Source organism: Flavobacterium sp. 38, assembly GCF_057799715.1.
Map to the genome: position 1 here is coordinate 315554 of NZ_JBYNWZ010000005.1, position 13120 is coordinate 328673.

A 13120-nucleotide genomic window follows, 5' to 3' on the forward strand; every position below is an offset into this window, starting at 1 on the left:
AGTTAATTCTGTTGTTCGATTGGGATTAAAATTTTACGACCATTAATTTTTATTGGTTGCTCTTGTTGTTCTCTTTTTTTTACCGAGTCAAGTAATGTTTTTGGAAAACGTGAGAGCAATTTTGAAATACATTTACAGTAAAGCCAATCTTTATCACGTCCTTTTATATCGGGATGTTCAATCATGGTCATTTTAAAAATTAACTCTTGTTTATTAAGTTCAACCAAGAACCATTTGTTTACTGTTGAACATGACAAGACCTTTTGAAATTCTACAGCACTTGTAACAACGCTGTCGACCCAGTAAATCCAAAAAGCAAAAACGAAGTCTTCTTTTGTTTTACTCTCTTTTAAATGGCTCATTAGATAATCCTCCGGTGATTCTTTTTTAATTTTTAATTTCATTTTTAAGTGTTTAAATGCTGTTTAAATAATTTCTTTCCAATATTTAGCCGCTTTCTGAGCCCAAATGACGAATGGCTCACCGCCTCCGTTCAATCTTCCGTCAGGAAACAATTTGAATCCTTCAACCCATAATTTCAAATCGACATCAAACATTATGTCATCAGCCAGTGAACCTTTTGGTAATTTCCCTTTAGCTTGTGAAATCCAAATAATTCCTTTTCCTTTTTTAAGCATTAGTTCTTTTAATTGGTAGTACTGTGCTTTAGTTATTCTTGTGTATTGTACAGAATCGATAAAAAGAAAATCAGGTGATTTAGGTTTACTCATTCGTTCAATTAAGTCATCAAATGGTTCACGGTCTAGTAGAATGAATGAATTTCCGAGAGTATCCATGTGATTCCTTAAAAGTGCTTGCTGGATTGTTGCTGAAAGTCCTTGCTCTAAAGAATCGTAAGCAACTTTTCCAAAATTTGTTAGGTACTTCGCAAGCTTTATTGCTGCTTCCGTTTTACCATTTGTTGTATTTCCCCAAATAATTGCAGAAAAGGCTTTATCGGGTTTTCCTAGCGTTGCCTCCCAATCACCTGAAAAGGAAAGCGGATTAAATTTTTTAGAAAGAACATTTGAAACTGAATAGGCTCTATTGATCTTTTTGGACATATTTTCTTTTTATTCTATGAATTGTAGCGTCATGCACTCCATACATTTTTGCGATTTCATTTTTGGGTTTGTTGTTTTTTAGGAGTTCAACAATTATCTCAATATCTTCTGCTGTAATTTTTTGTTTAAAAGTTCCGATACCATTTGAAGAACCTTCTTTCCATTCTAAGTTTGAATAGTGATTATCACCTAAATCATTAATTTTACTTACTCTTAAACCTGTATTTGCTCTTAAGCCATTCCACGCTTCACAAACAAGTTTTGTAACTGAGTGAGCTTTATTAATAAAGTTTACCTTTAAAGTGGGATTCTTACGATTTTTGTCGTTAGAAAACGGCTTTAAGAGGTTGCCTTGATAATAGATTTCAGTACCGTTTTCATTAATTCTAAGCTCGGGAATAAGGGGATGGTTTCGAAAATCCATTAAGATGCTCTTTTATGTGAAAAAATTAATCTCCTTACTCTGCGTACATCACCATCACATTCTCTTGAAATGGTTCTTATGATGTCCTTTTCGTCAATGCCATTGGCAAGGCAAATATTTTCTACGTCGTTATAGCTTGTTCCTTCTAATTCGATAAAGCGCAGACCGACACGGCTGTAAATTTCTCTGTAACCTTTTTTCTCCATTGCGACACCACGTTTGATTCGTTTCTCTAAGAAGTGAGTTGCCATTAATACAATCCCACAGTGGTTTTCAAGTGCATTGTAAAGTGTTATAAAGAATAAAAGAACATTGTCAGCAAGTTTATCAGCTTCATCTAGAATGATAACAGGAGAATCTAAAGACTTCAGTAACATTACGGCTTTATGCATCATTTCAGGCAATGTTAATCCTGCGTGATCTTTTCCCATTTTTCCCAAAAGTTCACGAAGAAACCAACGCTTATCCCAATATTCATTACATGATAAAACAAAGGCGTTTTTATTTTCTTCCTCGTATTTTTTTGCTGTTTCCGATTTTCCTGCTCCCGCTTTTCCTGTTATAGCCATTACAAGGGCAAATTGTTGGCTATCACTAAAAAACTGAAGCAAATCTTTTGAATTTCGTGTTTCTGCATAATTCCAGCCATTCGCAGTTACTCCCACGTATTTTGCCACTTTTCTCCACATTTCGTCAGAAATTAAATCCCAATTGTGATTTCGCATTTGTGATAATAGCGCTGCAGATACTCCAGCCATTCCATTTGCAACTTTATTCTGAGAACCTTTTTGAACAATAAATCTGTCTAGTGCTTCTACTGTTTGTATTTTGTCTTGGTGTGTCATTTTTATAGGTTTAATAAGGGTTTAAATGATATTTAAAAGGTTTTTAATAGCGTGAATAAAAGCTCGAAGCGTCTGTTTCCATCTGTTGCTCTTTTGGTAAATGCCCTTGGAACTTGACTAATAATTCTTGTTCTTCAATTAAGCTTTCTCGACTAATTCCGGTACGCTGAATTAATCTTTCATATGCTTCTTGATCTCGCTTCAATTCTAAATCTCGTACAGAAATGTCTTGAAGTAGTAAAGCTTTTGAATTATCTTTCATTAGGACAGGGATTGATTCATGCATTCGTTTAGACTGGGCATAAGCAATAAATCTCTTTTCTCCTGACTGTGTCAATTCATATAATCCAACAAATTCATCCAGTCGTTCAGGATCGTATCGAACTATGAGGCTCTCGCCAACATATTTTTGTCTAAAATTCAGATCAACATTATTTGTTTCGTCATAAACTTCATAGATATAGTCTTTACCTTCAACAGTTAAAGGCATTCCGTGAGCGTAATACTTTTTAGCTTTAGTTTCATCAATCCAAAACATTGATAATTGATCCATAATTCCGATCTCTTCACGATGTTCGGTTTCTTGGTTGTACATTTCGATTCTGCTGTATTCCCAGTCTTCCTGTTTTCCATCGTTCCATTTATTAACTAAGGCTTGGAATATTTTGTTGAATTCATCGACAGTCGGTAAAGCTGTTTTGTATTCGACAATAAAGTCAGTGTTTGGCTTATTTGTTGTCTTTTTCACCTTGATACTTTGTTTGTCAGAAAACCACATCTTAGAAATTACTTGCTGTTGTAATCGGTTAAAAATCTGTTCTGCTGGACTTGATTTTCTACCTACCTTATGGCTGTAATGAGTACCTCCTTGTGCTGGTAGTTTGTCGTACAAGTCTTGCATTCTTCCTGATGTGTGACCCGATTGTTTGTCATAAGTGAACAGAAACGGACGACAACCAGCTTCATTAACAGCCATTTTAAGCGCTCTAAAGTGCGAAGCATGGTTTTCAGTGTAAGCAATGTCCCAACCAATAATTTTTTCGCTGTACACATCGAAAACAACGTTAATTTTTAATTCAGCTGCCATTTTCTGCTTATTGTTGGCGAAGTGTACTAAATCTAGTTTTGTACCGTCAATTGCCCACCATGCATTTGGAAACCATTCTGAGCGCTTTCTTGAAACTGTGTGACCAAAATGTTTCATGTATTCATCACGACCATCACGTGCTAACATCCAAATTCTTTTTTGCTCAGTTTTGTCTAGCCAAGTCCCGATTGCTCGTTCAGTTAATGTTTTCCAACCTTTAGATTCACGAACAGAATCATAGATTTTCAATACTTCAGAAATAGTGTACTTTACAGGAAGGCAATATTGAGACATTATAAAATCTGCTACATCATCAACAATTTTTGAAGGATTGCTATTCATCCATTTACCTGATACTATTGAACCGTAGCCTTCGGCATCATATTTTTGGATAGCTCGCTTAAATGAGATCACATTTTTGTAACGAGTGTGCATCCAAGTTTCGGGCAAATTGCTAATAGCTTCTAACATTTTCTCCCACATTTGCTTTCTTCCGCCAAATCGTTTTTGTACGACAACATTTGTAGAAATATGCTTCACTGCATTAAACATGATTGCTTGGTGGGTATATTCCTTTTGTTTCTCCTCCGGTAAATGAGAGCCATTTTCTAGAAGATAGTCACGAAAATATTGCTCAGCTTTATGATCCCAGTCCATATAATCGCTAAACACAATATTTTTAACGCTTGCGTATGGATCAATGCCTTTTTCACGAATAAGTTTCTTAAAACGGTCAGGAATTGATTCGTAAGCCACTAATGCCTTTCGTCCATTACCTCCGGTAGTCATTTTTTTAATTTTTCCCTGAGAACACAAATATTTATAATTGGCTTCGGACATTATGCCTTCATTATATAGCCAAGTACTAGCTACGCAGAGAGTGTTGTGCTGAAACTCAAACATAATTTTAGATAATTAGATATTATTTTTAAGGTCTTGGATAGTTTGCTCTCTACTGGTTATTATTTTATCCAGTGCATTGTATGCATCAACATTTCCACGAATAAATCTTTTTTTTGCTGTGTCAGGACTACAACTCATTGCTATTCCGAGTGTTGTGAAATCTCCATACTGCAACCTTTTCTCTAGAGCAGTAATTTCTTGCTTAGTTTTTAGTCCGTTTGTTAGGACATTGTTTTTTTTCTCCATAGTTTTGTCTTGTTGTCGTGACAAATATAGATAAAAAAGTATCTAAATATCATTTTATGGATAAAAATGTATCCTTCATTAAGGAGAGAATATTGCAGTATGCTGAATTTAAAGGCATTAGCAAAGAAAAATTTATTGAAAATTTAGGCATGACCTATGGAAATTTCAAGGGAAAGCAAAAACTTACGTCAGTAAGTTCTGATTTTTTAGATAATCTTTTATCTATGTTTCCTGAAATTAACATCGAGTGGCTTCTTTCCGGTGAAGGAGATATGGAAAAACAAAGCGATTTTGACTCCTATACTGCTGTTGAATGGAAAAACTCTCTAACTCCAAATTATTTTGAGGAAATTCGAAATGAAGCTAAGCTTTTTGACGATAGTCAAGAGCCTGAAATTTTATCAAATTCGAATGGAAATAAATATTACGTCTACCCAGACGGCACAATAAGAATACAAGTTTTGAAAATACCATTTAATGCACACGCCTCATATGTAGAATGTTATAGCGACGAGGTTGTTTTACAGGAAGAATTTCCTACAATGACGTTTAAGGTTGATCATATAGGTCGCGGACATTACGTCGGCTTCGAGTCGGTGGGAGACAGCATGTGGAATGGTGGTGGCTACGACACTCCATCAGGAGCTGAAATTTTAGGAAGAGAAGTAGGTAAACATTTATGGGCAAATGGCTTTCATACTACAAAATATGGCTTCGTAATCATCGGAAAGAAAGGTATTTGGCACAAAGATATAACCCAGTTGAAGGAAAACGGAAAGATAACTTTATCATCAAGAAACCCTGATAGCAAACCGTTTGACTATCCTTTAAATGATGTGTTTCAAATTTTTCACGTGATAAAACGCTCTTTCTAAAGACAACACCTTAGAATACAGTTATATACTATATTTTTCATCCATACTAAAAGGGTATTATCCCCTATGGTATGGATATTTTTTTATCCAATAAATATCAAAAGCCAGTATTATCATTGTTTTGATAGATAAAAAAATATCTTTCGTCCTAACTGCAACACTAACCCCAACACTAACTGCAAAATCTTTTGTTGATACTTTTATTATTCCGTAAACTTGCAAGTGAAAGGGATAAAAAAAAGCTGTTTAAACAGAATTTAAACAGCTTTTAAAGATTGTTAAACCTTTATTTCACAGTATTTAAAGGCTTTTTTAGGCGTTTATTCACATTATATGGCACTTTCATCGTTTAAGGTGTTTAATAATGGAAATAAAAAGGTAATTAGAGGGCAGTTATTTTACTTTTCGTTTGAAGTTGGTTTTAGGGCGTTTTTAGCGTAATCACCTTATTTTAGTGGGTTTTTTAGGGGTTTTTTAGATTTGTCTAATGATACTTTTGGTTATACCCCCTATAATCGGGATGCTGTCGGGCTATCCGCGCTACTTCGGTAGCCAACTCCTATCCCTCACGCGAACGGGTATCCTACAAGCAACAGAATTAATCAGATTATTATTATTTTATTGAAATATAAATTTAAATTTGGATGGAATAACTAACCGAAATCCAACTATGAAAAAACATTTATTTTTAATCTTATTAATTCTCTTTCCTTTTTTTGCTTCTGCCCAAAGTAGCAACTTTAACTCTCATATACAGCAAGCGCGAAACATGAATATGCAAATGCAGAGGCAAAATCAACAATGGGCAAGTGAACGCAGCAGAGCCGACCAGCAATGGTTCATGCAAACTATGATGAATCGTCAGTCAATGTCTAAAATTCAGCTAACAGAAAAAAAGATTGCTAAAGAAGAGAAAAACAAAAAGAAACTGGAAGAAAAAAATGCAAAACTAAATTCTGAATTGGAGCAACAGAAAAAACAATTAGAAACACTTGAGCATTCAGATAAAAACTCCAATGAGGACACTCAAAAAGAAATAGAAAAAGCCAAACAAAAAATAGCAAAATCTGAAGAAAAACTAACTCAATCAAAAGGTGAATTAGAGTCAAGCTCTAAGAAAATTGATGATTTAAAAAATGAAAATACAATCTTATTAACTAAGAAATCTGAACTTGAAAAAAAGGAACAAGAAGAAAAAACCAGAAAACAAAGTCAAGAAGATATAAACAAAGCTCTTTTGCAAAATTTAAAAACAAACTGATTAATTAAAATCATTTAAATGACCAACGAAAACATAATTCAAACAGCATTCGACCTTAACGTTCAATTCGTCGCCGATGTAAATACAATGAATTTCGAAAATCTAAATAGTAAGTTCGAGATCAATCAAGCTGTTTTTGAAGAAATCAAAGAAGAATTATTCGATTACTTTGGAACTGATGATTTACCAAAACTAAAAATTCTTATAACCGATTTCATTGTCTTTAAATACAATTCTGGTGAAAAACTTGGCATCGAAGCAAAACTTTTTACCGAAGAGAATAAAGAAACTGAATTAACTTTACATACCGAATTCTACAATAATAGCTTAAGATTTAAGTTAATTGAAGTAATGTAGCATTCCTTTTTAAAATTCAAAATAATATACAATGATCGAGAAAATTATGTGCGATTTGCACGGCTCAAAAGAAATGTCTTTCGCTTGTATTCATATCGCAACAGCAATAGATTCAAAAACTCCAGTTGGATTTTTCTATTCAGAAGCCGAAGGAGATCTGCCACAAATTGCGTGGTGTAATTCCTGCGAACAATATCTTCTCGATAATGGTGAAGAATGGACAGATACGTTTCAAAACTTAGCCGATTTCAAAATGCTTTGCTCCGATTGTTTTGATGAAGCAAAAAGTAATGAATTAGAGAGCCATCTCAGATAAATACGATTACATGAGAAAGATTATTACGTTTTTTGCATTCGTTATCCTAAATTGCTCTGTTTTCGCGCAAAGCAATGATATTTGGAGTTCATTCCCAAACAAAGACACCACACTTATTGGTTTTAAAGATAAAAACGGAATCATTAAAATAGAACCAAAGTTTACCGGTTTTACAACTGCTCAAAAATTCGAAAATATCATAGCGGTTTCTGAAGAAGAAAACGGAAAATGGAAAAGCTATTATCTAACCAAACAAGGAAAAATAGTTGGCCGTGACAGTTTGTATGTTTTTGACAATGGCCCTGATTGTGAAAATGAAGGTTTTATTAGATTCACAGATCGTAAAACAGATAAAATGGGAATCTTTAACAGTGAGGGAAAAATTGTAATTCCAGCGCAATACAGCGCTTTAACCAAAGTTAGAAATGGCCTAATCGTTGTCTTGAAAGATGCAGAAAAACAACAAGATGGAGAACATTTTTTCTGGAAAGGCGGAACTGAATTTCTAATTGACATTCATAATAAAATTCTAGTAGAAAATTTTCCGTACAACGATAATTTGAATTACTATTCATTAGAAAAAACAAAAGAACCAAGCAAAGATGAAACTAAGGAAAGCTTTCTTGGAGTCGACGGCCAATATTATTCTTTTATTAATTATGAAAAAGAATTCACACATTGGTTGAAAAATACTTTTCTTCCTAATTTATCCAAAGCCAGTTTAGAAAAACATTCTTTCGATAAAATCACGCATTGGAAAGAGCCCGACGGCTGGATCAGCAAATCTAAAACTAAATTTATCGAACAGAATTATACTCTTTTAAAACTAAAATTACAGCAGTTAAATTCTAAAAACACAGACTACTTTATCTCTTCTGATGGATTAAATCAATTCATTTACGAATCTGAGGAATACGACATTTATTTCAACAATTGCAACGAATCTAAAGACTGGCAATATCCGACTATGGATATCGTAATTAATTCAAAAAACAAAACGGATTTCGGACAAGATCACTTTGAATTTTTGAGAACAGAAAATGGCTATAGATTAGTTAGTGTTTCGCTTAAAAAAGAAGTTCTTAAATAAGATTCTAGATTAAAGTTTAACTTTGTAAAAAAGTGAACTATGAAGAATTTTCTATTTTTATTCTTGGCGATAGTATTCGAAATCATCGCAACCTCAGCATTAAAAAAATCAGAAGAATTTACAAAATCGATTCCCAGTATCATTACTATAATTGGGTATTGCGGTGCTTTTTATTGTTTGAGTTTTGCTATCAGAACAATTCCAGTTGGTTTTGCGTACGCTATTTGGTCAGGAGTTGGCATTGTCTTGATCACCATTATTGGTGCTATTTTCTTTAAAGAAATTCCAGATTTACCAGCTATTATTGGTTTAGCATTAATTGTAATTGGCGTGATTGTAATTAATGTTTTTTCTAAGACTGTGGCGCATTAGAAAAATGCCACGAAGCCACAAGGGCGCGAAGTTTTTTAAGTTTTACCGCTCAATTCAAAACTTATGCTCTATCTTTGATAGTATCAAATGATACTATCATGAAGCCGCCTTATGACATTACTCCTACTATATTAAAGCTAATTAGTTTAATTTCTGAACAGATTGGTGCTTTAAATGCCACTTATCTTGACAAACATTCTCCACAGTTAAGAAAACAAAACAGAATTAAAACCATTCACTCTTCTCTAAAAATTGAAGGAAATACTCTAACCGAAGATCAGATAACTGCTTTAATAGAAAACAAAAGGGTTATAGGACCACAAAAAGATGTTTTAGAAGTTTTAAATGCTATTAGAGTGTATGACGGTTTATCAAAATACAAAGCTTCTTCATCAAAAAGTTTTTTATTAGCTCACCAACAATTAATGAAAGATCTTGTATTAGATGCCGGAAATTATAGAAAACAAGGTGTTGGTATTGTTAAAGGTACAAAGGTCGCGCATATAGCTCCTCCACATGAAAATGTACCTTTTCTGATGAATGATTTATTTGATTACTTAAAAAATAAAGAGGAATTAACTTTAATTAAAAGCTGCGTCTTTCATTATGAAATGGAATTTATTCATCCATTTCTAGACGGAAATGGAAGAATGGGACGATTATGGCAAACCGTTATTTTAATGGAGAAGTATCCTGTATTTGAATTTTTACCTTTTGAAACCTTGATAAGTAAAACACAAGACAATTATTATAAAGCTTTAGCCATTAGTGATAATATTGGAAAATCTACTCCCTTTATTGAATATATGCTTGATGTAATTCATAAATCTTTAGAGAGTCTATTGGACTATGACAATAGAATAATCAAAGATATTGATCGATTAGAGTATTTTTATTCGTTAGGTATTAAAGAGTTTACTCGCAAAGATTATATGCATGTATTTAAAGATATTTCAGCCGCAACAGCCAGTAGAGATTTAAAGAAAGGAGTAGCGCTAAAACTTTTTAATATAACAGGAAATCACAATACGAGTAAATATACTTTAAATGCAGAGTAATTTTTTTTAAATAATATATTTTCTATGATTTTCAAAAAAGCTACAATTTCAGACCTTGAAGAAATGCAACAATTGTATGTTCAAACCATTCAATCTGTTTGCCAAAATGATTATAATGAAGAGCAAAGAAAAGTTTGGTGTTCAGGTGTAAACAATACAGAACGCTGGCTTGAAGTCATTAAAACACAATTTGTTTTATTAGCGATAATAGAAAATCAAATTGCAGGTTTCGGAACTTTAAAAGATGGTAATTATATAGATTTCTTTTACATTCATAAAGATTTTCAACGACAAGGAATTGCAGATAAAATCTTAAATAAATTAGAACTAGAAGCCAGAAAACATAACTCAAAAATTATAACTTCTGATATCAGTATCACTGCAAAACCATTCTTCGAAAAGAAAGGATTCGTTGCTAAAGCCGAACAAAAGAACATTCGCGAAAACGTTGAATTGATTAATTATAAAATGGAGAAGAAATTATCGTGATTTTTTTTATGCCACAAAGGCGCAAAGGCACAAAGTTTAATTATTAATCTTTGTAATACTTAAAAAATAGCGCCTTTGCGCCTTTGTGGCAAAAAGAACAGCAAGTTTCGGATTTTATATCTTTAAAAACCAATCGATATTTGTATTATAAAATTGAATGAAGATGAACACACAGGAAAACATCAATTATAATCGTATCGCCGATGCTATAGATTATATCAAAGCAAATTTTAAAGACCAGCCCAATCTTGATGAAGTGGCAGAAAAAGTACATTTGAGTCCGTTTCACTTTCAGAGACTTTTTAGCGAATGGGCAGGAACAAGTCCGAAGAAGTTTTTACAGTATACCAGTATCGAACACGCGAAAAAATTACTCAAAGAAAATCAAGCATCGGTTTCTGAAACTGCATTTGAAACAGGTCTTTCAGGAACCAGCCGTCTGCACGATTTATTTGTAAATATTGAAGGAATGACACCGGCGGAATACAAAAACGGCGGAAAAAATCTGTCCATTAATTACAGTTTTGCCGAAAGTCCGTTTGGAAACATTATTGTGGCTTCCACTCAAAAAGGCGTTTGTTTTATGGCTTTCGCCGAAGATGAAGCAAAAGGCTCTATAGTTCTGAAAGATAAATTTCCGAATGCACAATTTTCTAAAAAACTGGATTTAGCACAGCAAAATGCGCTATTTATTTTTCAAAACGACTGGAGCAAATTATCCGAAATTAAACTCCATTTAAAAGGGACCGATTTTCAATTGAAAGTTTGGGAAGCTTTGCTGAAAATCCCAATGGGACAGCTTTCTACTTACGGTTCTATTGCACATCAAATTCAGAAACCAAATGCATCACGTGCAGTTGGAACAGCAATTGGTAGTAATCCAGTTGCGTTTTTGATTCCGTGTCATCGCGTAATTCAATCTTCAGGAACATTTGGCGGTTATATGTGGGGTAATACCAGAAAAACAGCGATTATCGGCTGGGAAAGCGCTCAGATAAATCCATAATTTTTTTTTCGCCACGACTCGAGCGATAGCGAACAGGCGAAGCAATTCACGAATTTTTCTTTTTAAATACGTTACCTGATATTATTCGAATTAATTCGAAAAAATAGTCTCAAAGATTTTAAAAATAATTCGTGAATTCGTGGCAGAAAACCGCAAGTTTCGGATTTTTTAGCTTTTCCGATTTTAGAAACTTTGCATTCTAAAATCATAGAAAATGGAAAAATTAAAAAACAAAATTGCTTTTATTACAGGCGGAACCAACGGAATGGGATTTGCAACAGCGCAAGAATTCATTAACAACGGCGCAAAAGTAATTATAACCGGACGTAGTGAAAAAACCGTACATAAAGCCGTTGAAGAATTAGGCAAAAATGCCATCGGAATTGTTTCTAATGCAGGACAATTATCTGATATTTTCGAACTGCAAAATCAAATTAAAAAACATACCGATAAAATTGATGTTTTGTTTGTAAACGCAGGATATGGCAAATTTAATCCTATTGAAAATGTAACAATCCAAGAGTTTGATGAGGTTTTTAATATGCTAGTAAAAGGAACATTTTTTACTGTTCAGCAAATTTTACCGTTAATGCAAGAAGGAGGTTCGATTATTTTAAACACTACTTTCTTAACTGACATCGGGCAATCTAATATGTCAATTTACACTGCTTCAAAAGCAGCAGTTCAATCCTTTATCAAAACTTTTGCTGCCGAATGTACTCCAAAGAAAATCAGGGTAAACGGAATCAGTCCGGGTTATATCGCAACTAATATTTTCAACAATACTGGTTTAAGCGAAGAAAACATTAAAAACACGATCGATGCTGTTACACCCACTCTCCCATTTAAGCGTTTTGGGGAACCTGGAGAAATTGCCAAAACGGCTTTATTCTTAGCCTCAGATGATGCTTCTTATATTCATGGAATCGAATTAAGAGTTGACGGAGGTTTATCAAAAACAAAATCATGAAAACAAAAATAGAATCTCTAAACTGGGAAAATATCACCGAATCTATGCACGAAAATGGTTTTGCCATTATTCCAAATCTTCTTGACAACGAGCAATGTGAAGATTTAAAATTTGATTACGACAATCCCAATTTATATCGGAAAACAGTTGTGATGGAACGTTATCGATTTGGTTTGGGCGAATACAAATATTTCAATTATCCGCTGCCAAATTTAATTCACGATATTCGAACTTCGATTTATCCAAAACTTGCGCCGATTGCCAATGCTTGGATGAAAGCCTTAAATATCAACACCATATTTCCAAAAACTCATTCTGAATTATTGCAGCAATGTCATGAAAACGATCAATTAAAAGCGACCGTTTTAATTCTAAAATACGGAAAAAGCGGATTCAATACTTTGCATCAGGATTTATACGGCGATGTTTATTTTCCGATTCAGATTGTGCTTTTTCTAAATGAACCTGACAAAGATTTTACAGGCGGTGAATTTGTTTTGACACAGCAGACGCCTAGAGCGCAATCTAAAGCCATTGTTCTAAAACCAAAGAAAGGAGATGTTCTTGTTTTTACAACCAATTTCAGACCTGTAAAAGGTACAAAAGGTTATTATCGGGTAAATATGAAACATGGTGTAAGCGAAGTTCATTCTGGTGAAAGATATACGCTGGGGATTATTTTTCACGATGCTTTGTCCTAATATTTTTTTTGCCACAAATTGCACAAATTTTCACAAATTTTTATTCTCAATATTTA

Annotated in this window: 17 protein-coding genes; 11 read left to right on the forward strand and 6 right to left on the reverse strand. The window is 33.5% G+C overall.

What is annotated here, in order from left to right; translation table 11 throughout:
- Window positions 1-2 precede the first annotated feature (2 nt).
- Genes AC3E9W_RS15135 through AC3E9W_RS15160 form a run of 6 tightly spaced genes read right to left on the reverse strand, consistent with a single transcriptional unit; the run spans window position 3 to window position 4569 of the window.
- Entirely contained in the window at window positions 3-404 is a 402-nt protein-coding gene (locus tag AC3E9W_RS15135; protein WP_488768984.1) for a hypothetical protein, read from the reverse strand.
- Window positions 405-425: 21 nt separating this feature from the next.
- Entirely contained in the window at window positions 426-1064 is a 639-nt protein-coding gene (locus AC3E9W_RS15140; protein WP_488768986.1) for a hypothetical protein, read from the reverse strand.
- Window positions 1045-1488 carry a helix-turn-helix domain-containing protein gene (locus AC3E9W_RS15145; protein ID WP_488768987.1) on the reverse strand — a complete coding sequence of 148 codons (444 nt, stop codon included), beginning with the start codon at window positions 1486-1488 and terminating at the stop codon, window positions 1045-1047. Before AC3E9W_RS15145 ends, AC3E9W_RS15140 begins: the two co-directional genes overlap by 20 nt.
- Window positions 1488-2333: an AAA family ATPase gene (locus tag AC3E9W_RS15150; protein WP_488768988.1), complete on the reverse strand. Its 846-nt coding sequence runs from the start codon at window positions 2331-2333 to the stop codon at window positions 1488-1490. Before AC3E9W_RS15150 ends, AC3E9W_RS15145 begins: the two co-directional genes overlap by 1 nt.
- Window positions 2334-2376: 43 nt before the next feature.
- On the reverse strand, window positions 2377-4323 hold the full coding sequence (locus tag AC3E9W_RS15155; RefSeq protein ID WP_488768989.1) for a hypothetical protein: 1947 nt from the start codon (window positions 4321-4323) through the stop codon (window positions 2377-2379).
- 12 nt (window positions 4324-4335) lie between these two features.
- Window positions 4336-4569, reverse strand: a complete 234-nt coding sequence (locus AC3E9W_RS15160; RefSeq protein ID WP_488768990.1) for a hypothetical protein — start codon at window positions 4567-4569, stop codon at window positions 4336-4338.
- A gap of 56 nt (window positions 4570-4625) precedes the next feature.
- Here AC3E9W_RS15160 and AC3E9W_RS15165 point away from each other — a divergent pair, with 56 nt between their 5' ends.
- The 11 genes from AC3E9W_RS15165 (at window position 4626) to AC3E9W_RS15215 (ending at window position 13064) form a co-directional block, all read left to right on the forward strand.
- The gene (locus tag AC3E9W_RS15165) at window positions 4626-5444 is read left to right on the forward strand and encodes an XRE family transcriptional regulator (RefSeq protein WP_488768991.1); all 819 of its coding nucleotides are present in this window, start codon (window positions 4626-4628) and stop codon (window positions 5442-5444) included.
- A 670-nt stretch (window positions 5445-6114) separates the two neighbouring features.
- Window positions 6115-6705, forward strand: a complete 591-nt coding sequence (locus AC3E9W_RS15170; RefSeq protein ID WP_488768992.1) for a hypothetical protein — start codon at window positions 6115-6117, stop codon at window positions 6703-6705.
- A gap of 18 nt (window positions 6706-6723) precedes the next feature.
- On the forward strand, window positions 6724-7062 hold the full coding sequence (locus AC3E9W_RS15175; RefSeq protein WP_488768993.1) for a hypothetical protein: 339 nt from the start codon (window positions 6724-6726) through the stop codon (window positions 7060-7062).
- Window positions 7063-7093: 31 nt separating this feature from the next.
- The gene (locus AC3E9W_RS15180; RefSeq protein ID WP_488768994.1) at window positions 7094-7378 is read left to right on the forward strand and encodes a hypothetical protein; all 285 of its coding nucleotides are present in this window, start codon (window positions 7094-7096) and stop codon (window positions 7376-7378) included.
- Between the two features lie 10 nt (window positions 7379-7388).
- Complete coding sequence (locus AC3E9W_RS15185) at window positions 7389-8468, forward strand: WG repeat-containing protein (protein ID WP_488768995.1); 1080 nt, start codon at window positions 7389-7391, stop codon at window positions 8466-8468.
- 39 nt (window positions 8469-8507) lie between these two features.
- Window positions 8508-8840, forward strand: coding sequence for a DMT family transporter (locus AC3E9W_RS15190; RefSeq protein ID WP_488768996.1), 333 nt, complete (start codon window positions 8508-8510; stop codon window positions 8838-8840).
- A gap of 98 nt (window positions 8841-8938) precedes the next feature.
- Window positions 8939-9898: a Fic family protein gene (locus tag AC3E9W_RS15195; protein WP_456890726.1), complete on the forward strand. Its 960-nt coding sequence runs from the start codon at window positions 8939-8941 to the stop codon at window positions 9896-9898.
- A gap of 24 nt (window positions 9899-9922) precedes the next feature.
- Entirely contained in the window at window positions 9923-10387 is a 465-nt protein-coding gene (locus AC3E9W_RS15200; protein ID WP_488768997.1) for a GNAT family N-acetyltransferase, read from the forward strand.
- Window positions 10388-10550: 163 nt separating this feature from the next.
- Complete coding sequence (locus AC3E9W_RS15205; protein ID WP_488768998.1) at window positions 10551-11393, forward strand: bifunctional helix-turn-helix domain-containing protein/methylated-DNA--[protein]-cysteine S-methyltransferase; 843 nt, start codon at window positions 10551-10553, stop codon at window positions 11391-11393.
- A 214-nt stretch (window positions 11394-11607) separates the two neighbouring features.
- Complete coding sequence (locus AC3E9W_RS15210; RefSeq protein WP_488768999.1) at window positions 11608-12363, forward strand: SDR family oxidoreductase; 756 nt, start codon at window positions 11608-11610, stop codon at window positions 12361-12363.
- Window positions 12360-13064, forward strand: coding sequence for a 2OG-Fe(II) oxygenase (locus AC3E9W_RS15215; protein WP_488769000.1), 705 nt, complete (start codon window positions 12360-12362; stop codon window positions 13062-13064). Before AC3E9W_RS15210 ends, AC3E9W_RS15215 begins: the two co-directional genes overlap by 4 nt.
- The last annotated feature ends 56 nt before the right edge of the window (window positions 13065-13120 follow it).

Bases quoted from the DNA above. Each gene is read 5' to 3' on its own strand.
- AC3E9W_RS15150 (WP_488768988.1), bottom strand. From the start codon at position 2,333: ATGACACACCAAGACAAAATACAAACAGTAGAAGCACTAGACAGATTT.
- AC3E9W_RS15195 (WP_456890726.1), top strand. From the start codon at position 8,939: ATGAAGCCGCCTTATGACATTACTCCTACTATATTAAAGCTAATTAGT.
- AC3E9W_RS15135 (WP_488768984.1), bottom strand. From the start codon at position 404: ATGAAATTAAAAATTAAAAAAGAATCACCGGAGGATTATCTAATGAGC.
- AC3E9W_RS15200 (WP_488768997.1), top strand. From the start codon at position 9,923: ATGATTTTCAAAAAAGCTACAATTTCAGACCTTGAAGAAATGCAACAA.
- AC3E9W_RS15175 (WP_488768993.1), top strand. From the start codon at position 6,724: ATGACCAACGAAAACATAATTCAAACAGCATTCGACCTTAACGTTCAA.
- AC3E9W_RS15165 (WP_488768991.1), top strand. From the start codon at position 4,626: ATGGATAAAAATGTATCCTTCATTAAGGAGAGAATATTGCAGTATGCT.
- AC3E9W_RS15190 (WP_488768996.1), top strand. From the start codon at position 8,508: ATGAAGAATTTTCTATTTTTATTCTTGGCGATAGTATTCGAAATCATC.
- AC3E9W_RS15205 (WP_488768998.1), top strand. From the start codon at position 10,551: ATGAACACACAGGAAAACATCAATTATAATCGTATCGCCGATGCTATA.
- AC3E9W_RS15145 (WP_488768987.1), bottom strand. From the start codon at position 1,488: ATGGATTTTCGAAACCATCCCCTTATTCCCGAGCTTAGAATTAATGAA.
- AC3E9W_RS15160 (WP_488768990.1), bottom strand. From the start codon at position 4,569: ATGGAGAAAAAAAACAATGTCCTAACAAACGGACTAAAAACTAAGCAA.
- AC3E9W_RS15170 (WP_488768992.1), top strand. From the start codon at position 6,115: ATGAAAAAACATTTATTTTTAATCTTATTAATTCTCTTTCCTTTTTTT.
- AC3E9W_RS15185 (WP_488768995.1), top strand. From the start codon at position 7,389: ATGAGAAAGATTATTACGTTTTTTGCATTCGTTATCCTAAATTGCTCT.
- AC3E9W_RS15210 (WP_488768999.1), top strand. From the start codon at position 11,608: ATGGAAAAATTAAAAAACAAAATTGCTTTTATTACAGGCGGAACCAAC.
- AC3E9W_RS15180 (WP_488768994.1), top strand. From the start codon at position 7,094: ATGATCGAGAAAATTATGTGCGATTTGCACGGCTCAAAAGAAATGTCT.
- AC3E9W_RS15140 (WP_488768986.1), bottom strand. From the start codon at position 1,064: ATGTCCAAAAAGATCAATAGAGCCTATTCAGTTTCAAATGTTCTTTCT.
- AC3E9W_RS15215 (WP_488769000.1), top strand. From the start codon at position 12,360: ATGAAAACAAAAATAGAATCTCTAAACTGGGAAAATATCACCGAATCT.
- AC3E9W_RS15155 (WP_488768989.1), bottom strand. From the start codon at position 4,323: ATGTTTGAGTTTCAGCACAACACTCTCTGCGTAGCTAGTACTTGGCTA.